The organism is Enterobacter sp. JJBC, from assembly GCF_036936505.1.
GTDB lineage: Bacteria > Pseudomonadota > Gammaproteobacteria > Enterobacterales > Enterobacteriaceae > Enterobacter > Enterobacter hormaechei_C.
The window spans coordinates 3,271,872-3,291,997 of the sequence record NZ_CP136935.1 but is presented as its reverse complement, the minus strand read 5'-3'; the positions used below and the strand labels follow the sequence as shown (position 1 = coordinate 3,291,997).

15 protein-coding genes and 1 pseudogene are annotated in these 20,126 nt (G+C 58.1%); 7 read left to right on the top strand and 9 right to left on the bottom strand.

Annotated features, from left to right (window positions below):
* Positions 1-10: 10 nt before the first annotated feature.
* Both RY075_RS15795 and RY075_RS15790 read right to left on the bottom strand, forming a co-directional pair.
* A complete protein-coding gene (locus RY075_RS15795; RefSeq protein WP_003859443.1) occupies positions 11-442 on the bottom strand; it encodes a tripartite tricarboxylate transporter TctB family protein in 432 nt (143 codons plus the stop codon).
* A gap of 11 nt (positions 443-453) precedes the next feature.
* A complete protein-coding gene (locus RY075_RS15790) occupies positions 454-1,434 on the bottom strand; it encodes a tripartite tricarboxylate transporter substrate binding protein (protein ID WP_338627829.1) in 981 nt (326 codons plus the stop codon).
* A gap of 152 nt (positions 1,435-1,586) precedes the next feature.
* Here RY075_RS15790 and tctD point away from each other — a divergent pair, with 152 nt between their 5' ends.
* The 4 genes from tctD (at position 1,587) to RY075_RS15770 (ending at position 5,623) form a co-directional block, all read left to right on the top strand.
* Positions 1,587-2,261 (top strand): transcriptional regulator TctD, encoded by a 675-nt coding sequence (tctD, locus tag RY075_RS15785; protein ID WP_193042312.1) that lies wholly within the window; start codon positions 1,587-1,589, stop codon positions 2,259-2,261.
* Entirely contained in the window at positions 2,248-3,657 is a 1,410-nt protein-coding gene (locus tag RY075_RS15780) for a sensor histidine kinase (RefSeq protein WP_023314574.1), read from the top strand. Before tctD ends, RY075_RS15780 begins: the two co-directional genes overlap by 14 nt.
* A gap of 129 nt (positions 3,658-3,786) precedes the next feature.
* Positions 3,787-4,329 carry a YfaZ family outer membrane protein gene (locus RY075_RS15775; RefSeq protein ID WP_045331086.1) on the top strand — a complete coding sequence of 181 codons (543 nt, stop codon included), beginning with the start codon at positions 3,787-3,789 and terminating at the stop codon, positions 4,327-4,329.
* Positions 4,330-4,423: 94 nt separating this feature from the next.
* Complete coding sequence (locus tag RY075_RS15770; RefSeq protein WP_032609731.1) at positions 4,424-5,623, top strand: nicotinamide mononucleotide deamidase-related protein YfaY; 1,200 nt, start codon at positions 4,424-4,426, stop codon at positions 5,621-5,623.
* Positions 5,624-5,654: 31 nt separating this feature from the next.
* Here RY075_RS15770 and glpC read toward each other — a convergent pair whose 3' ends face one another.
* From glpC to glpA, 3 genes are read right to left on the bottom strand one after another with little or no spacing between them, the layout of a single operon-like run.
* Positions 5,655-6,845, bottom strand: a complete 1,191-nt coding sequence (glpC, locus tag RY075_RS15765) for an anaerobic glycerol-3-phosphate dehydrogenase subunit GlpC (RefSeq protein ID WP_047653838.1) — start codon at positions 6,843-6,845, stop codon at positions 5,655-5,657.
* Positions 6,842-8,059: a glycerol-3-phosphate dehydrogenase subunit GlpB gene (gene glpB, locus RY075_RS15760; protein ID WP_003859428.1), complete on the bottom strand. Its 1,218-nt coding sequence runs from the start codon at positions 8,057-8,059 to the stop codon at positions 6,842-6,844. Before glpB ends, glpC begins: the two co-directional genes overlap by 4 nt.
* Positions 8,049-9,677 carry an anaerobic glycerol-3-phosphate dehydrogenase subunit A gene (gene glpA, locus RY075_RS15755; RefSeq protein ID WP_015572285.1) on the bottom strand — a complete coding sequence of 543 codons (1,629 nt, stop codon included), beginning with the start codon at positions 9,675-9,677 and terminating at the stop codon, positions 8,049-8,051. The genes glpB and glpA overlap by 11 nt, the downstream gene beginning before the upstream one ends.
* A gap of 250 nt (positions 9,678-9,927) precedes the next feature.
* Here glpA and glpT point away from each other — a divergent pair, with 250 nt between their 5' ends.
* Complete coding sequence (gene glpT, locus RY075_RS15750; RefSeq protein WP_003859423.1) at positions 9,928-11,280, top strand: glycerol-3-phosphate transporter; 1,353 nt, start codon at positions 9,928-9,930, stop codon at positions 11,278-11,280.
* Between the two features lie 11 nt (positions 11,281-11,291).
* Complete coding sequence (glpQ, locus tag RY075_RS15745; protein ID WP_047653832.1) at positions 11,292-12,344, top strand: glycerophosphodiester phosphodiesterase; 1,053 nt, start codon at positions 11,292-11,294, stop codon at positions 12,342-12,344.
* Positions 12,345-12,367: 23 nt separating this feature from the next.
* Here the strand turns inward: glpQ and yfaE are convergent.
* From yfaE to ubiG, 4 genes and pseudogenes are all read right to left on the bottom strand, one after another.
* A pseudogene (yfaE, locus tag RY075_RS15740) lies at positions 12,368-12,622 on the bottom strand (class I ribonucleotide reductase maintenance protein YfaE).
* Positions 12,622-13,752 carry a class Ia ribonucleoside-diphosphate reductase subunit beta gene (gene nrdB, locus RY075_RS15735; protein ID WP_023314567.1) on the bottom strand — a complete coding sequence of 377 codons (1,131 nt, stop codon included), beginning with the start codon at positions 13,750-13,752 and terminating at the stop codon, positions 12,622-12,624. Before nrdB ends, yfaE begins: the two are co-directional and overlap by 1 nt.
* A gap of 108 nt (positions 13,753-13,860) precedes the next feature.
* Positions 13,861-16,146, bottom strand: coding sequence for a class 1a ribonucleoside-diphosphate reductase subunit alpha (nrdA, locus tag RY075_RS15730; protein ID WP_003859415.1), 2,286 nt, complete (start codon positions 16,144-16,146; stop codon positions 13,861-13,863).
* A gap of 348 nt (positions 16,147-16,494) precedes the next feature.
* Positions 16,495-17,223: a bifunctional 2-polyprenyl-6-hydroxyphenol methylase/3-demethylubiquinol 3-O-methyltransferase UbiG gene (gene ubiG, locus RY075_RS15725; RefSeq protein WP_003859413.1), complete on the bottom strand. Its 729-nt coding sequence runs from the start codon at positions 17,221-17,223 to the stop codon at positions 16,495-16,497.
* A 146-nt stretch (positions 17,224-17,369) separates the two neighbouring features.
* On the opposite strand from ubiG, the gene gyrA reads away from it, so the two are divergent.
* On the top strand, positions 17,370-20,006 hold the full coding sequence (gene gyrA / locus RY075_RS15720; protein ID WP_023314566.1) for a DNA topoisomerase (ATP-hydrolyzing) subunit A: 2,637 nt from the start codon (positions 17,370-17,372) through the stop codon (positions 20,004-20,006).
* Positions 20,007-20,126 lie beyond the last annotated feature (120 nt).

Here is a 20,126-nt window from a genome sequence, read left to right as displayed (position 1 = left end):
GCGTGCTCCGTTAGTTAAACCATGCGCCAAGCGGCAGGGTCACGTCCAGCAGGCGGTCGAAGGCGTACCAGAGTAAAATGCCCAGTACGACCCCGGAGATCCCCGCCGCAGGCAGCGAGGCGTTAAATAGTATGCCAATCACCATCGTCAGCAGGGCGGTGGCAATCGGGAAGCCGAGCCATTCAAAGCCCCACGCGTACATCAGCAGGACAATCACCATTACCAGCAGACGTTGCAGCGTTCGGCGTGGCGGCCACTCCACGGTATCCGGATGGCGCAGCAGCAGCGCTACCGAGCAGAGCAGCATCAGGCCGACAATGCCGACGGGAAAGGGGCGTGGCCCCACGGGTTCATAGCTGTATTCGCTGTGGATCTGCCAGGCGACGAACATGCCGCCAATGCAGAGCAGCAGCCATATCCCGGCAAAAATGCGATCGCTCATAGCGCCTCCGGTTATTTCGCCAGGCCAAAGGCTTTCGCCTGTTCGCGGTAGTCATTCACCTGTTTTTTGACATACTCGTCCAGCTGCTTGCCGTTCAGGTTGAACTCAAACAGCCCGCGCAGATCGCGCTGTTTTTTGAACTCCTCGGTTTGCTGAAGTTTTGCGAAGGTATCCACCCACCACTGGTATTCGGCGTCGGTCACTTTTGGCCCGACGAAGAAGCCGCGGATGATCGGCCAGACCAGGTTATAACCCTGCTCTTTGGCGGTTGGGACGTCTGCCAGCTGGCCCGGCAGACGGTTTTCTGAGAAGACCGCCAGCACACGGATCTTATCCCCGCTCAGGTAGGGCACCATTTCGCTGAGATCGCCCGATACCGCCTGGACGTGATTGCCCATCAGCGCCGTCACCGGCTCGCCGCCGCCTTCAAAGGCCACGTAACGCATCTTGTGCGGATCCACTTTGGCCTGCTGCGCCAGCAGCGCGGCTTTCATCCAGTCCTGGCTGCCGATAGAGGCGCCTGCGCCAATGACCACGCTGTTCGGATCTTTTTCCATGGCGGTCAGCAGATCTTTCAGGGATTTCCACGGAGAGTCCGCGCGCACGGCGATCATGCCGTAATCGGTGCCTACGGTGGCGAGCCAGCGCACGTCGTCCACGTCATAACGGCCAAATTTCCCCTGTGACAGATTCAGCAGCGAACCGCCGGAGAACGCCACCACGGTGCCCGCTTCGGCAGGGCGCTGGGCGACGATGGCGTTATAGGCTACCGCGCCCACGCCGCCGGGCATGTAGGTAACGCGCATCGGTTTCTCAATGGCCTTCGTCTCCAGCAGGCTGACCTGAATCAGCTTACAGGTCAGGTCGAAGCCGCCGCCGGGTTTGGCCGGGGCGATACATTCGGTACGGGATGGCGCGTCCTGCGCCTGGACGACAGAGGCACTCAACAGCAATACGCTTGCAGCAAGGGTAGAAAATAATTGTTTTTTCATCGTTTATCCTCACGCCGGAGAACCGGGAGTACGGGTACGGGTGTCTTTTTTCTGATTATGTGAACCACCTTGTAGCGGTTCCGTTGCGTGATTGTTAAAACAATAACCTTTCATTTCCCTTTCACTGCGACACCAACTTTACAGGATGTGATATGCGTCTCTTACTGGCGGAAGATAATCGTGAGCTGGCTCACTGGCTGGAAAAAGCGCTGGTACAAAACGGATTTGCCGTGGATTGCGTCAACGATGGACGGGCGGCCGATCATCTTTTGCAGGGAGAAAACTATGCCGTCGCGATCCTTGATATCGGCATGCCCGGTTTCGACGGGCTGGAGGTGGTGCATCGGCTGAGAAAGCGCGGGCAGACGTTGCCCGTGCTGTTTCTTACCGCCCGCAGCAACGTGGCAGACAGGGTTAAGGGGCTGAATGCCGGGGCGGATGACTACCTGCCGAAACCGTTCGAGCTGGAGGAGCTTGATGCCCGCCTGCGTGCGCTGCTGCGCCGCAGTGAAGGGCGAACCCAGGAGCGCCAGCGGCTGGGAGAGCTGGAGTACGATGATGAAGGCTTTTTTCTGCTGCGCGATGAATCCCTTTCCCTCACGCCGCGCGAACTCTCTTTGCTGAAGGTGCTGATGCACCGTCGGACCCGTCCCGTCTCCCGGCAACAGCTTTTCGACCAGGTGTTCAGCCTGAACGACGACGTCAGCCCCGAGAGCATCGATCTCTATATTCACCGTCTGCGTAAGAAGCTGACCGGCAGCGGCGTGCGGATCACCACCCTCCGGGGGCTGGGCTACGTGCTGGAGTGCGGCGATGAAGTGGGTTAAGCCGCAGTCGCTTTACCTGCAACTTTTGCTTTTTCTGGGTTTGCCGCTGCTGCTGTTATGGGGGCTGTCAGCCTTTAACAGCTACGTTAGCGCGCTACAGGCGGCGACGCAGGCCTATGACCGCACGCTGTTATCCTCGGCGCGCACGGTGTCAGAGCGGCTGGTGGTGCACAACGGCAAGCTCCAGGTGAACGTGCCGTGGGTCGTGCTCGACAGCTTCGAGCTGAACATGAACGATCGCCTCTACTACAAGGTCGTGGACCCTGACGGGCGGACGATCTCCGGCTATGACGATCTGCCGAATATGCCCCCCTCCACGTCGCGCACCTCCCACTATCCGGCGCTGGCGTGGTTTTATCATACCGAGTATCGCGGGCAGGCGATCCGCGTGGCGAAGCTGCTCCAGCCGGTTAACGAGGAGAGTGTGTTCGGCATGGCGGAAATCTACGTCGCCGAAACGTTGCAGTCGCGGCGCTATCTGGCCACTCAGCTGCTGTTTTCCTCGCTCGTGTCGCAGGGGCTGCTGGTGCTGCTGACGCTGGTCCTGACCGCGTGGCTGCTGCGTCGCGTGCTGCGCCCGATGCGGCAGCTCTCTTCGCTGATGGTGCGCCGTGAGCCCGGGCTACTGGCCCCGCTGCCGGAGCTGCTGCCCTGGTCGGAAACGCGGCTGCTGATTGTGGCATTTAACCGCTATATCGACAGGTTACGCGGCGTGCTTTCGCGACAGGCGCGCTTTAATGCTGACGCCTCACACCAGCTCAAAACGCCGCTGGCGGTGCTGAAAACCCAGGTATCGGTTGCCCTGACGCGTAACGATCCGGCCCTGTGGCAGGAGAGCTTACGGGCGATGAACGTCACGCTGGATAACACCATCGTGCTGACGGAAAGGCTGTTGCAGCTTTCAGCGGTGAAGCGAAAAGAGCAGGGGGAGCGACAGTTTGCCCCTGTCGATCTGGTGCAGGTGGTGCAAAACTGCTGCTTTTCCCGGCTGGCGCAGGCGCGCAGCAAGGGTATCGATCTCGGTTATGACGGCGTACAGCAGCCGGTAATGATTGAGGGTGATGACGTGCTGCTGGGTGAACTCTGCGCCAACCTGCTGGAGAACGCGATCAAATACACGCCGGAGCAGGGCATCGTGACGGTGTACCTGCGCACGGCTAACGATGCCGTTGAGCTGAGCGTGGAGGACAGCGGACCGGGTATTGCTGAAGACCAGATCTCCCAGGCCATGCTGCCGTTTCATCGTCTGGAAAACGTGGGTGATGCCGCCGGGTCCGGCATTGGCCTGGCGCTGGCTAACGATATTGCCCGCCTGCACCGCAGCCATCTTCAGCTGATGCCCAGTGAAAATCTGGGTGGGCTGAGCGTGAAAATGCGCTTTCTGATGCTGATATAAATGCCGATATTATCAAATCGTTACAAACTAATTGCCTGCCGCACGCGGAGTCCATTGATCACACAGGCAGGCAGGTTAAAATCTCGCGGTTTTTGGACATCTCTGAATAAATTGTGCGGGATCACGACAATGAAAAAAGTGGCATTAATGGGCTTAAGCGGCCTGATGTTTGTTTCAGCAGCGGCAAACGCAATTTCCTTCAACGGCTCGGCGGGACAAGATTATACCCATCTGGGCTTCGGTCTTGGCACGGACAGCGCAGGCCTGGCAATGACCGGCGGCTGGACGCATAACGACGACGACGGCGATGCGGCAAGCCTGGGCCTCGGCTTCAACGTGCCGTTGGGTCCCTTCCTGGCGACCGTCGGCGGTAAAGGCATTTACACCAACCCGAACGACGGCGACGAAGGCTACGCGGCGGCAGTGGGCGGCGGCTTGCAGTGGAAAATTGGCGACAGCTTTGGCCTGTTCGGTGAGTACTACTACTCTCCTGATTCCCTCTCCAGCGGCATCGACAGCTATCAGGAAGCTAACGCCGGCGCGCGCTGGACCATCGTGCGTCCAATCACCATCGAAGCGGGTTATCGCTATCTGAACCTGGCCGGTAAAGACGGCAACCGCGACAACGCCCTGGCAGACGGCCCGTACGTTGGCGTTAGCGCCGGCTTCTAATCCTCTCGGCGCGGCGTTCAGTCGCGCCAGTTTCTCTCTTCCCCCAGTCTTTGATTGCGCTATAGTGTTTTGACCATTGAAATGGGAGAACACAATGATAAACGTGGAAATGTTATCCACTGGCGACGAAGTGCTTCATGGGCAAATCATTGATACCAATGCCGCCTGGCTCGCCGATCTCTTCTTTGAGCAAGGATTACCGTTAACGCGCCGCAACACCGTAGGTGACAACCTTGAGTCGCTGGTCAACGTTCTGCGCGAGCGCAGCGAACGCTGCGACGTGCTGATTGTGAACGGCGGGCTGGGACCCACCAGCGACGATCTCAGCGCGCTGGCCGCCGCCACGGCCAAAGGCGAAGGCCTGGTCCTGCACGAGGCGTGGCTGGCGCAGATGGAGCGCTTTTTCTCCGGGCGTGGCCGCGTGATGGCCCCCAGCAACCGCAAGCAGGCTGAAATTCCCGCCAGCGCGGAACTGATTGATAATCCGGTCGGCACCGCCTGCGGGTTTGCCGTTCAGTTGAACCGCTGCCTGATGTTCTTCACTCCGGGTGTGCCGTCGGAATTTAAAGTGATGGTCGAGCAGCAGATCCTGCCGCGCCTGCGCGCGCGCTTTACGCTGCCTGAACCGCCGCTGTGCCTGCGTCTGACCACCTTTGGTCGCTCGGAAAGCGATCTGGCTCAGAGCCTCGATCACCTGCAACTGCCTCCCGGCGTGTCGATGGGCTATCGCTCCTCCATGCCGATTATTGAACTGAAGCTGACCGGACCGGCGTCAGAGAAAGCCGCTATGCTGGCACTGTGGCCGGAAGTGCGGCGCGTCGCCGGGGAAAGCCTGATTTTCGAAGGCACGGAAGGGCTGCCGGCGCAGATCGCAGCGCATTTGCAGTCCCGCCAGCTGAGCGTGACGTTAAGCGAGCAGTTTACCGGTGGGCTTCTGGCGCTTCAGCTTACCCGGGCGGGTGCGCCGCTGCTGGCCAGTGAAGTGGTGCCGTTCCAGCAGGAGACGCTGGCGCAGACGGCGCGCTGGGCATCCGAGCGCAGAGTGAAGCATTTTGCCGGACTGGCGCTGTTTGTGGGCGGGCTGGATGAGGAGCACCTCAACTTTGCCCTGGCAACGCCGGAAGGAACGCACGCCCTGCGCGTCAGGATGAGCATTACCCGCCACAGCCTGGCCGTACGTCAGGAGGTGTGCGCGATGATGGCGCTGAACATGCTGCGCCGCTGGCTGAACGGGAAAGAGGTCGCCAGTGAGCACGGCTGGATCAACGTCGTGGAATCGCTGTTCGTAGAGTGAGAGTGTGCCGGGGCAGTGTCCCCGGCAACGGTTACGCCAGCGCTTTTGCCAGCAAGGTAATGGGATGTTCACAGCGTTTGCTGGTGGACATCTCGATCTGCCACTTGCAGGTTTCACAGTCCGTCACCACGATATCTGCGCCGCTCTCTTCAATCTGCCGGAACAGCGGCGCGCCAATGGCCTGTGACGTTGGGTAGTTTTCACGCTTGAATCCGTAGGTGCCAGCGATGCCGCAGCAGCGTGAGTCCAGCACCGTCAGCTCCAGCCCCGGGATCAGCCGCAGCAGCTCAAGCGTATAGATCGACCAGCCCATCTTCTCCATATGACATGGCGTGTGATACACCACCTTCAGCGGCAATTTGCCCAGCGGTAACGTCTGCCCGCTGTCCAGCTTGCGCCAGAGAAAACGGGTCGCCAGCTCAATATGCTCGCGCAGGCCGGTGTTATCCACATCCAGCAGATGCGGATATTCATCGCGCAGCGTGAAGGTACAGGTTGACGACGTCGCCAGTACCGGTATCCCTTTGTCGACGATCGCCTCGCGTAAAGAGGTGACGTTGCTTTTCGCCTGCCTGCGCGCTTTGTCGGTAAAACCGTTGGCAATCAGCGGAACGCCGCAGCACTTCTCTTTGCTCAGCAGCTGAACGCCCGTCCCCATGGCGTTAAGCACTTTCAGCAGGTCTTTCCCCAGCTGCGGATGGTTGTAGTTCACGTAGCAGCCGTGGAAGAAGGCGACCTGCTCAGCGAACTGCGCCTGTTCTGCCGCCACGGATTTATACCAGCGGCGGAAGGTGCCGTGAGAATATTTCGGCAGACTGCGGTGATGGTCGATTTTGAGCGTCGCATCCAGCAGCCTGCGCACCGGCTTCAGGGCGGTGGCGGCATTGACGACCGGTGCGAAAGGCGTCGAGAGGCTGCCCATTAGATCGGTGTGGCTCAGTATCGCGTCACGCAGCGTCGGTTTTTTCGTACTGTAGCGGGCGCGGGCGCGCTGGATGATATCGCCTATTTTCACGTCCGACGGGCAGGCAACTTCGCAGCGTTTGCAGTTGATGCAGTATTTCAGCGCCTCGTCGTAGAGCGCGCCATCCTTCAGGCGCAGACGCTCCCCGTCGGGACCGGCCTGTTTCGGGCCGGGATAGCGCGGATCGACGCCGCTGACCGGGCAAACCGTGGTGCAGACCGTGCATTTGATACAGCTTTCAAATCGGGTGTCGTTCATTGTGCTCTCTCCCTGCGCTGGATAATCTGCTCCGCGACATGCAGCGCGGTGACGGCGCAGACGCCGCCACCGCAGCCCTGCGCCACGGGATCGTACCCGCCCAGAACCGAGCCGATGGCGTAAAGATTTTCAACCGGTTCCCCGCCCAGCCGCGGGCGCAGTTGGCTGTCGACGATCACGCCGAACTGCTGCCAGGGCTGCGGGGTGAAGAAATCGCTTTGATACCAGTCCGCGCGGGAAGCGCTTTGCCGGACATCCAGCCCGAGTATTGCCTCACGCACGCCATCCCGGCTGCTTAGCAGACCGTTACTGAAGAAACTGCCGCTTGCCAGCACCGTATAGCGTGCGCGAAGCGGGATGTCGCCGTGGTTGCGGGTCCAGATATCGCTTACCGCGCCCTCAGCCAGGGTGATTTTTTTCACTTCGTCGCCTGCCATCCAGACGCCACCCTGGGCGACAAACTGACGCTGAAGCTGGGTATGCAGACGAATGCCGGGCACGGAAGGGGGGAGCGTCGGCAGTAAACCGAGCGTACAGGGCAGGCGCGCCGAGAGCCAGCGCCAGAGCCGGTTGTCCGTTAAGCCAAAACAGGCGGGCATAAACAGGGCGTCGCAGGTCTCGCCGAGCGGTTGAAGCGCCGCGTACAGCTGCGGCCAGTAACTTTCATTATCCAGCAGGCGGGCAATGTTCACCGCACGAAACTCGCTGGGGTTTTCGCGCAGCACGTCGAGCTCGGGGAGATCAATCTCCGCTGTATCCACCTGAACACCCTGCTGTCTGAGAGACGCGGCGGCCAGATGTGGCTGGAAATCAAGGAAACCGCTGATCCCCACCACCCGCACGCGCTCGGCAGCGATGGGAGCGACAGGCACCTCTTCCGGGCTAAGCCAGGCGGCGCGCAGGGTGCCGAGTGGCGTGACGCGCTGATGGTTTTGCTCGGCGTCACCCTGCATGCGTGCGCCGCAGGCAGTGAGCAGGTGTTCGGTTTCGCAGGCAAAGCGGGCCATATTCTCTGCGCCCGTCAGGCGGTAGGGATGTTCAGGCGGCAGATCGGCGAACGATAGCGCGCCCAGTAAATCCAGCGAGCCGGAGGAGAAGTGCAGAGCACTCTGACCGCGAGTGACAATGGCGCAGCGCAGACCCCGCTGCGTCAGTTTGAGGCCGCACAGCAGGCCCGCCAGCCCCCCACCCACAATCACGGTATCAAATTTCATGGTTGTGCTCCTTCTCCAGACCGCAAAGCCCCTGATAGACCCAGCGGGTAAATTCGCTTTCGCGCAGGGCATCGCCCCAGGCGACGGGCTGAATGCCTTTCCAGCGCTCGTTTAAAAAATCGCTGAGTTGGGCAAGCGACTGGGTTGACGTGGTGGCGTGAAAACGTTGCAGCAGCCCGGCGGCACGGCAGGCGCACAGCTCCCCCTGACAGGTGCCCATCCCGACGCGCGTGCGGCGGCGTAAATCGAGCAGGTTGTTTACCGTCAGGTTTTCCACGGCATACTGCACCTCGCCTGCGGTCACGGCTTCGCATTCGCACACCAGGCTGCGGCTGAGTCGCCCTTCACCGAGCCAGGTCGGGGTGCGGTCGCCGTGGCGGTAAATCGCCGAACCGCGAAGCGGGGCAGGGAGTGAAATGATTTTGTGCAGCGTTTTTTCTGTCGATTGCTGCGAGCCGGGCAGGGCCTGTTCCGCCGTCACGCACGGCGCGGTGTTGCCGAGCTTACGGCAGACGGCATCGGTGGCCCACTGGGCCATCAGCCGGTAGGTCATCAGCTTGCCGCCGGTAATGGTGATAAATCCGTCCATGCCGTCACGTTCGGCGTGATCGAGCAGTACGATGCCGCGGCTGACGTTACGCCCGCTCGGATCGTTATCGCTGGCGACGAGGGGACGCACGCCCGCGTAGGCACGCAGAATACGCGTCTGCGCCATCACCGGGGCCAGCTTTTCCCCTTCGCGCAGCAGGATATCCACCTCTTCAGCGGTGACGCGGTTGTAATCAATTTCGCTGTAGTCCACATGCATTGAGGTCGTGCCGATTAACGAAATGGTGTCCCCCGGCACGAGGATATCGGCGTCAGACGGTTTACGGCAGCGGTTGATGACATGGTTATTGATGCGGTGGTCGAGGATCAGCAGCGAGCCTTTCGCCGGGAACATGCGCACCGACAGGTCCGCGTATTCCGCGATGCGCTGGCCCCAGATCCCCGCCGCGTTGACCACGACGGCGGCATACAGCTCGCGGTGTTCGTTGTACTGCGCATCAAACACGCGCACTCCGCGCACGGTATTCCCTTCGCGAATAAGCCCGGTGACGTGATGCCCGGTCAGGATCTGGGCGCCATGTTCCCGCGCGTCGAGCATATTGGCGGCGGTCAGGCGGAAAGGATCAACGGTTCCGTCCGGTACTTTTACCGCGCCCAGTAACGCCGGGTTTACCGAGGGTTCAAGACGGCGCGCCTGCGCAGGATCGATCGCCTCGGCCTGAATGCCTGCCGCCGTGCAGGCGGTGATAAAGGTTTGCTGAAAGCCGAGGTCGTCTTCTGGAAGGGTGATAAAAAGACCGTTGGTCGGTTCAACGCAGTGGCGGGCGATGCGCCTGAGGATCTGGTTTTCAGCGATACACTCGCGCGCTGACTCAGCGTCAGTGACCGCATAGCGGGCGCCGCTGTGCAACAGACCGTGGTTACGTCCCGTCGCGCCGGTGGCGATATCGTGGCGTTCCAGAAGCGTGACGCTCAATCCCCGCAGGGCGCAGTCGCGTGCGATGCCGGCACCCGTCGCGCCACCGCCAATGATAATCACATCGCTGAAGCGTGGATCGTGAATTGTCATTGCCTTTCCTCTATGTTCGTTTTTTTGCATTTAGCCACATTGATCGTGTGGTTTGTTTGATTTCGAACATAAACGCGCGAAATTCGAAAGTGAAACGTGATTTCATGCGCTTTTTTGCGCATTCTGTCATATTTCTGTAACAATCTGTGCGTTGATTCACAGTAACATTCACCGTGATTTCTTAACATCGCCGCCTCTGTAGCCGGGCGCGAGATGCCCGGTCATTTTTTGAAAGGCCACGGAGGCTGTTATGCTCAGTATCTTTAAACCTGCGCCACATCGGGCGCGACTGCCAGAGGCAGAGATTGATCCTCTCTACCGCCGTCTGCGTTGGCAAATCTTCCTCGGGATCTTCTTCGGGTATGCGGCGTACTATCTGGTACGTAAAAACTTTGCGCTCGCCATGCCGTACCTGGTGGAGCAGGGCTTCTCTCGCGGCGATCTGGGATTTGCGCTGTCGGGGATCTCCATCGCGTACGGTTTTTCAAAGTTCATTATGGGGTCGGTGTCGGATCGTTCGAATCCGCGCGTGTTCCTGCCCGCCGGTCTGATCCTCGCGGCAGCGGTGATGCTGTTCATGGGCTTTGTGCCGTGGGCGACCTCAAGCATTGCCATCATGTTCGTGCTGCTGTTCCTCTGCGGCTGGTTCCAGGGGATGGGATGGCCGCCATGCGGACGCACCATGGTTCACTGGTGGTCACAGAAAGAGCGTGGTGGAATTGTATCGGTCTGGAACTGTGCGCATAACGTCGGGGGCGGGCTTCCGCCGCTGCTGTTCCTGCTGGGGATGGCCTGGTTCAACGACTGGCATGCCGCGCTCTATATGCCAGCCTTTGGCGCCATTCTGGTGGCGATTATCGCCTTCGCTCTGATGCGCGACACCCCACAGTCCTGCGGCCTGCCGCCGATCGAAGAGTATAAAAACGACTACCCGGATGATTACAGCGAGAAGCACGAAGAAGAGCTGACGGCAAAGCAGATCTTCATGAAGTACGTGCTGCCGAACAAGCTGCTGTGGTACATCGCGGTGGCGAACGTGTTTGTCTACCTGCTGCGTTACGGCATCCTCGACTGGTCCCCGACTTACCTGAAAGAGGTGAAGCACTTCGCGCTGGATAAATCTTCCTGGGCCTATTTCCTGTATGAATACGCGGGCATTCCCGGCACGCTGATCTGCGGCTGGATGTCGGACAAAGTGTTTAAGGGCAACCGTGGGGCAACGGGCGTGTTCTTTATGACGCTGGTGACCATCGCGACGGTCGTTTACTGGCTTAACCCGCCGGGTAATCCGGGTGTGGATATGGCCTGTATGATCGTCATCGGCTTCCTGATTTATGGTCCGGTTATGCTGATCGGCCTGCACGCGCTGGAGCTGGCACCGAAGAAAGCGGCAGGCACGGCTGCGGGCTTTACCGGTCTGTTCGGCTATCTCGGCGGTTCGGTCGCGGCGAGCGCCATTGTGGGCTATACCGTTGACTTCTTCGGCTGGGACGGCGGCTTTATGGTGATGATCGGCGGAAGCGTGCTGGCGGTACTGCTGCTGGTTGTTGTGATGATTGGTGAAAAACGTCACCACGCCGAAGTGCTGGCGCGTCGTCAATAAGGAGCATTGCGATGAAATTAACTCAGTTAGCAACCGGCCTGCTGCTGGCGGGCCTGATGACAGGCTCCGCGCTGGCGGCAGATAAGATCGTGATCGCCCACCGTGGCGCCAGCGGTTATCTGCCGGAGCATACGCTGCCGGCAAAAGCGATGGCCTATGCCCAGGGCGCGGATTATCTGGAGCAGGATCTGGTGATGACGAAGGACGACCAGCTGGTCGTCCTGCACGACCATTATCTTGACCGCGTGACGGACGTGGCAGAGCGTTTCCCGGATCGCGCCCGTAAAGATGGTCGCTACTACGCTATCGACTTCACGCTGGCGGAGATCCGCTCCCTGAAGTTCACCGAAGGCTTCGAGATTGAAAACGGCAAGAAGGTGCAGGTCTATCCGGGACGTTTCCCGATGGGCAAGTCTGACTTCCGTATTCACACCTTCGAAGAGGAGATCGAGTTTGTTCAGGGGCTGAACCACTCGACAGGAAAAAATATCGGTATCTACCCGGAAATCAAAGCGCCGTGGTTCCACCATCAGGAAGGAAAGGACATTGCCGCGAAGACGCTGGAGGTACTGAAAAAGTACGGCTACACCAGCAAGCAGGATAAGGTTTTCCTGCAATGTTTCGATGCCGCGGAACTGAAGCGCATCAAAACCGAGCTGGAGCCGAAGATGGGGATGGATCTCAATCTGGTGCAGCTGATTGCCTATACCGACTGGAATGAAACCCAGGAAAAACAGCCGGACGGGAAGTGGGTGAACTACAGCTACGACTGGATGTTTAAGCCGGGCGCGATGAAGCAGATTGCGCAGTACGCTGACGGCATCGGGCCGGATTATCACATGCTGGTGGCGGAAGGCTCAACGCCTGGCCACGTGAAGCTGACGGCGATGGTGAAAGAGGCGCACGCCAGCAAGATGCAGGTGCATCCGTACACGGTGCGTGCCGATCAGCTGCCGCCATATGCCACCGATGTGAATCAGCTTTACGAGGTGTTGTATAAGCAGGCGGACGTGGACGGGCTGTTTACGGATTTCCCGGATAAAGCGGTGACGTTCTTAAAATAGAAAAAGGGCCGTAAGGCCCTTTTTTACATCTCGATCTCAATATCGCCTTTTGCCCGGCAGCAGCAGGGCAAAATTTCCCCTTCATTGATAAAGGCCAGCGGTTCGGTCAGCCAGTCCACCTGGCCTGCGACCAGACGGCAGCGGCACGAACCGCAATAGCCTTCACGACACTGTTACTCTACCTCAACCTGATGCGCTTCAAGCGCCACCAGCAGAGAAGGATGCTCTTCCTGGCACAACACCTCTGTACCAGAAAGGCTCAGCGTTACGCGGCTCATCAGAGCTGGAAGTCGCTCAGGTCGTCGGTGTTGACTTCAGAATCAATCTGACCGACCAGATAAGAACTCACTTCCACTTCCTGCGGCGCAACCTGCACGTTATCGGACACCAGCCAGGTATTGATCCACGGAATTGGGTTAGAGCGCGTCTGGAATGGCAGATCGAGACCCACAGCCTGCATGCGGATGTTAGTGATGTACTCCACGTACTGGCACAGAATGTCTTTGTTCAGGCCAATCATGGAGCCGTCGCGGAACAGGTAGTCTGCCCACTCTTTCTCCTGCTGGGCGGCCTGCAAGAACAGGTCGTAGCACTCCTGTTTGCACTCTTCGGCGATTTCCGCCATCTCCGGGTCGTCCGCACCGCTGCGCAGCAGGTTTAGCATATGCTGGGTGCCGGTCAGGTGCAGGGCTTCGTCACGGGCGATCAGGCGGATAATTTTGGCGTTACCTTCCATCAGCTTGCGCTCGGCAAAGGCGAAGGAGCAGGCGAAGCTCACGTAGAAGCGGATCGCTTCCAGCGCGTTGACGCTCATCAGGCACAGATAGAGCTGCTTTTTCAGGGCCCGCAGGTTTACGGTAACGGTTTTGCCGTTCACGTTATGCGTGCCTTCGCCCAGCAGATGCCAGTAGCTGGTCATCTCGATCAGCTCGTCGTAGTAGTGCGCAATGCCTTCGGCGCGCTTCTGGATCTGTTCGTTGGTGACGATATCGTCAAACACCACCGCCGGATCGTTCACAATGTTGCGGATGATGTGGGTGTAAGAGCGGGAGTGGATCGTCTCGGAGAACGCCCAGGTTTCTACCCAGGTTTCCAGCTCAGGAATCGAGATTAGCGGCAGCAGCGCCACGTTCGGACTACGTCCCTGAATGGAGTCCAGCAGCGTCTGGTACTTCAGGTTGCTGAGGAAGATGTGCTTTTCGTGTTCCGGCAGCGCCTGGAAATCGATACGGTCGCGGGAAACGTCAACTTCTTCCGGACGCCAGAAGAAGGAGAGTTGCTTTTCAATCAGCTTTTCGAAGATGTCATATTTTTGCTGATCGTAGCGTGCCACGTTGACCGGCTGGCCGAAGAACATCGGCTCTTTGAGCTGGTCGTTTTTCGTCTGTGAAAAGGTGGTATATGCCATTGCGGTGAGTCCTGTGGTGTTATTTCCCCTCACCCCGGCCCTCTCCCACAGGGAGAGGGGGAAAGAGTTCCCTCTCCCTGTGGGAGAGGGTTAGGGTGAGGGAATTTATTAGATCTTACATGCGCCGCTTTCGCAGCCATCGTCCTGAATTGACGGCGCCAGGTCGTCCTGGGCGTCTTCCGCACCATCACGGGTGTTGTGATAGTACAGCGTTTTCACGCCAAATTTGTAGGCGGTCAGCAGGTCTTTCAGCAGCTGCTGCATCGGTACCTTGCCGGACGGGAAGCGCGTCGGGTCGTAGTTAGTATTGGCAGAGATCGACTGGTCGATAAACTTCTGCATGATACCCACCAGTTGGAGGTAGCCGTCGTTGTTTGGCATTTCCCACAGCAGCTCGTAGTTGTCACCCAGCGTTTCGTAATCCGGTACCACCTGACGCAGCACGCCGTCTTTCGACGCTTTAATGCTGACGTGCCCGCGCGGTGGCTCAATACCGTTAGTGGCGTTGGAGATCTGCGAAGAGGTCTCGGACGGCATCAGGGCAGAGAGCGTGGAGTTACGCAGGCCGTGAGTTTTAATGGACTCGCGCAGGCCTTCCCAGTCGAGGTGCAGCGGCTCGCTGACGATCGCATCCAGGTCTTTTTTATAGGTGTCGATCGGCAGAATGCCTTTCGCGTAAGTGGTTTCGTTGAACCACGGGCACGCGCCTTGCTCTTTCGCCAGCTCGTTAGAGGCTTTCATCAGGTAGTACTGGATCGCTTCGAACGTCTGGTGCGTCAGATTGTTGGCGCTGCCGTCGGAGTAACGCTTGCCGTTTTTCGCCAGCCAGTAGGCGAAGTTGATTACGCCGATACCTAAAGTGCGACGACCCATTGCGCCGCGTTTTGCCGCCGGGATTGGGTAATCCTGGTAGTCCAGCAGGGCGTCGAGGGCACGAACAGCCAGCACCGCCAGCTCTTCCAGCTCGTCCAGGCTCTTAATCGCACCCAGGTTGAACGCAGAGAGCGTACACAGCGCGATTTCGCCGTTTTCGTCGTTCACATCGTCCAGCGGTTTGGTCGGCAGGGCGATCTCCAGGCACAGGTTGGACTGGCGCACTGGGGCAACCACCGGATCGAACGGGCTGTGGGTGTTGCAGTGGTCAACGTTCTGGATGTAGATACGGCCGGTAGAAGCACGTTCCTGCATCATCAGGGAGAACAGATCGACCGCCTTCACGCGCTGCTTACGGATGCTGTCGTCTTTTTCATATTTGGTGTACAGACGCTCGAACTCATCCTGATCGGCGAAGAACGCGTCATACAGGCCCGGGACGTCGGATGGGCTGAACAGGGTGATGTCTTCCCCTTTCAGCAGGCGGGTGTACATCAGCTTGTTGATCTGCACGCCGTAGTCCATGTGACGCACGCGGTTGCCTTCCACGCCGCGGTTGTTCTTCAGAACCAGCAGGCTTTCCACTTCCAGGTGCCACATCGGGTAGAACAGGGTCGCAGCGCCACCGCGCACGCCGCCCTGAGAGCAGGATTTTACTGCCGTCTGGAAGTGCTTGTAGAACGGGATACAGCCGGTGTGGAACGCTTCACCGCCGCGGATTGGACTGCCAAGCGCACGGATACGACCGGCGTTGATGCCGATACCGGCACGCTGGGAAACGTATTTCACGATGGCGCTGGAGGTCGCGTTGATGGAATCCAGGCTGTCACCGCACTCGATCAGCACGCAGGAGCTGAATTGACGGGTAGGGGTGCGCACGCCAGACATGATTGGCGTAGGCAGAGAAATCTTGAACGTCGACACCGCATCGTAGAAACGCTTCACGTAGTCCAGACGGGTTTCGCGTGGATAATTAGAGAACAGGCAGGCGGCCACCAGAATATAGAGGAACTGGGCGCTTTCGTAGATCTCACCGGTTACACGGTTCTGAACCAGGTATTTGCCTTCGAGCTGCTTCACCGCCGCGTAGGAGAAGTTCATGTCGCGCCAGTGATCGATAAACCCGTTCATCTGCTCGAACTCTTCTTCCGTATAGTCTTCCAGCAGATGCGTGTCGTATTTGCCCAGCTCAACCATTTTCACTACGTGATCGTAAAGCTTCGGCGGCTCGAACTGACCGTAGGCTTTTTTACGCAGGTGGAAAATCGCCAGACGCGCAGCGAGGTACTGATAATCCGGTGCGTCGCGGGAGATCAGATCTGCCGCTGCTTTGATAATGGTTTCGTGGATATCAGACGTTTTGATGCCGTCGTAGAACTGAATGTGAGAACGCAGTTCAACCTGGGAGATAGATACGTTGTTCAGTCCTTCTGCTGCCCAGTCGAGAACTCGATGGATTTTGTCCAGATTGATACGCTCGGTGGTACCGTCGCGCTTTGTCACCAGCAGACTCTGATTCATGTGGGTTTTTACCTGTCCGTGAAATAAAAAATATCCCCCGCTTATCCACAGACCCGTCTTGTGACTAACTCTGTGGATAAATACTACATATAGGGGTTTTGCGATAAGAAGAACGCTATATGGTGAGTATTCTAGTAAGGATTCTTTTCAGTACAAGGGTTGATTTTGACGTTAAATTGAGGTTGTGAAAGGGTAAAAAAGGCTAAGTCCTCGTGCCGTAAGGCCTGGAAGAGATGTCAATAATTAAGAAAAAAAATTCAAAATTTGATCGAGTGCTGATTTCTTCAACGGGAGGTCAGAATTGCGCAACATGATGTCGCGCAATCTTTATAAGAATAACGAATGACGTTAGTCGTTTTTGGCGGTTGTGTGCAACATATAGTTAACATCCACACCTGGGGCAAGTTTGAATTTATCGGTCAACGGGTTGTAGTGCAGGCCCGTCATGTGCTGCTCCTTAAGCCATGTCTGGTCAACCCAGCCCAGCAGTTCGGCAGGCTTGATGAACTTCTTCACGTCGTGCGTCCCTTTCGGCACCATGCGCAGCACATATTCCGCGCCTACCACGGCCATCAGCCAGGCTTTGCCGTTGCGGTTGATGGTCGAGAAGAAGACCTGTCCACCCGGTTTCACCAGGTTTGCACAGGCGCTGACGACCGACTGCGGATCGGGAACGTGCTCCAGCATCTCCATACAGGTCACCACGTCATACTGGTGCGCATGTTTTGCCGCGTGCTCTTCCACGGTTTCCTGAACGTATTCTACCTGTATGCCGGACTCCAGCGCATGAAGACGCGCAACCTGTAGAGGTTCGAAGCCCATGTCCAGACCGGTGACGGTGGCCCCTTCACGCGCCATACTTTCCGCCAGGATGCCGCCGCCGCAGCCGACGTCGAGCACTTTCTTACCGAACAGACCGCCGGAACGCTCCGCGATATAGCCCAGACGCAGCGGGTTAATACGATGCAGAGGTTTGAACTCACCTTCGAGATCCCACCAGCGGGACGCCACCGCTTCAAATTTGGCAATCTCTTCGTGGTCAACGTTGTGAGCCACCGGGGATTTTTCGGCATTCATGGGCGCTTTTACTCCTTATTTAGCAAGACAAATGAGTATATCAGGCAATCCCTGTGAATAAAGCGTATAGGTTTACCTGTATCACCGCGGCTGTGTTATAATTTGCGACCTTTGAATCCGGGATACAGTAGAGGGATAGCGGTTAGATGAGCGACCTTGCGAGAGAAATTACACCGGTTAACATCGAGGAAGAGCTGAAAAGCTCCTATCTGGACTATGCGATGTCGGTCATTGTTGGCCGTGCGCTGCCGGACGTCCGCGATGGCCTGAAGCCGGTACACCGTCGCGTACTATACGCCATGAACGTATTGGGCAATGACTGGAATAAAGCCTACAAAAAATCTGCCCGTGTCGTTGGTGACGTAATCGGTAAATACCATCCTCATGGTGATTCCGCGGTGTACGACACCATTGTCCGTATGGCGCAGCCCTTCTCGCTGCGTTACATGCTGGTAGATGGTCAGGGTAACTTTGGTTCTATCGACGGCGACTCCGCCGCGGCAATGCGTTATACGGAAATCCGTCTGGCGAAGATTGCCCATGAGCTGATGGCTGACCTGGAAAAAGAGACGGTTGATTTCGTTGATAACTACGACGGCACGGAAAAAATTCCTGACGTCATGCCAACGAAGATCCCAAACCTGCTGGTGAACGGTTCGTCCGGTATCGCCGTCGGTATGGCAACCAACATTCCGCCGCACAATATCACGGAAGTGATCAACGGCTGCCTGGCCTACATTGACGATGAAGACATCAGCATTGAAGGGCTGATGGAACACATCCCGGGCCCGGACTTCCCGACGGCGGCAATCATCAATGGCCGTCGCGGTATTGAAGAAGCGTACCGTACCGGTCGCGGCAAGATTTACATCCGTGCCCGCGCCGAAGTGGAAGCGGACGCCAAAACCGGCCGTGAAACCATTATTGTTCACGAGATCCCGTATCAGGTGAACAAAGCGCGACTGATTGAAAAAATCGCCGAGCTGGTAAAAGAAAAACGCGTTGAAGGCATCAGCGCGCTGCGTGACGAGTCTGACAAAGACGGTATGCGCATCGTGATTGAAATCAAGCGCGACGCGGTGGGTGAAGTTGTGTTGAACAACCTTTACTCCCAGACTCAGCTTCAGGTCTCCTTCGGTATCAACATGGTTGCGCTGCACCATGGCCAGCCGAAGATCATGAACCTGAAAGAGATCCTGAGCGCGTTCGTGCGTCACCGCCGTGAAGTGGTGACTCGCCGTACCATCTTCGAACTGCGCAAAGCGCGCGACCGTGCCCATATCCTTGAAGCACTGGCCGTTGCGCTGGCGAACATCGACCCGATCATCGAGCTGATCCGCCGTGCGCCGACGCCAGCAGAAGCGAAGGCGTCGCTGGTTGCGCGTTCATGGGATCTGGGCAACGTGGCGGCGATGCTGGAACGTGCCGGCGATGACGCTGCGCGTCCTGAGTGGCTGGAGCCGGAATTCGGCGTGCGTGACGGTCAGTACTACCTGACTGAACAGCAGGCCCAGGCGATTCTGGATCTGCGTTTGCAGAAACTGACCGGCCTTGAGCATGAAAAACTGCTCGACGAGTACAAAGAGCTGCTGGAGCAGATTGCCGAGCTGCTGCATATCCTGGGTAGCGCAGAGCGCCTGATGGAAGTGATCCGTGAAGAGCTGGAGCTGGTTCGCGATCAGTTCGGCGACGAGCGTCGCACCGAAATCACGGCCAACAGCTCTGATATCAACATTGAAGATCTGATCAACCGCGAAGACGTGGTAGTGACGCTGTCTCACCAGGGCTACGTGAAGTATCAGCCGTTGACCGACTACGAAGCTCAGCGTCGGGGCGGTAAAGGCAAATCTGCGGCGCGTATTAAAGAAGAAGACTTCATTGATCGTCTGCTGGTGGCGAACACCCATGACACGATCCTCTGCTTCTCCAGCCGGGGCCGTCTGTACTGGATGAAAGTCTATCAGCTGCCGGAAGCAAGCCGTGGCGCGCGTGGACGTCCAATCGTCAACCTGCTGCCGCTGGAAGCGAACGAACGTATCACCGCCATACTGCCGGTACGCGAGTACGAAGAGGGCGTGAACGTCTTTATGGCGACCGCGAGCGGTACCGTGAAGAAAACCGCACTGACCGAGTTCAGCCGTCCACGTTCTGCCGGGATTATCGCGGTGAACCTGAACGAAGGCGACGAACTGATCGGCGTGGATCTGACGTCCGGTTCTGATGAAGTGATGCTCTTCTCTGCCGCCGGTAAAGTGGTGCGCTTTAAAGAGAACGCCGTGCGCGCAATGGGTCGTACGGCGACCGGCGTGCGTGGTATCAAGCTGGCGGGTGAAGACTCCGTTGTTTCCCTGATCGTTCCTCGTGGCGAAGGCGCAATCCTGACCGTCACCCAGAACGGCTACGGTAAACGTACGGCGGAAAGCGAATACCCGACCAAGTCTCGCGGCACGCAGGGCGTTATCTCCATCAAAGTGACCGAGCGCAACGGTTCCGTTGTTGGCGCGGTGCAGGTGGACGACGCGGACCAGATCATGATGATCACCGATGCCGGTACGCTGGTGCGTACCCGCGTGTCAGAGATCAGCGTGGTAGGTCGTAACACCCAGGGCGTTATCCTCATCCGCACTGCGGAAGATGAAAACGTCGTCGGTCTGCAACGCGTTGCTGAGCCGGTGGATGACGAAGAGCTTGACTCTATCGACGGCAGCGTCGCGGAAGGGGATGATGAAATCGCCCCGGAAGCGGACACCGATGATGAAGCAGCGGATGACGCTGACGAGTAACGTCTCCTGACGCATAAAGGGCCGGTTTCCGGCCCTTTTGTTTTGCGCAAGCAGACAAGTGAACGTTGCGACAAGCCGCGTTTACCGCTACCTTAACCACATTCTTTTTGACCCCGACGG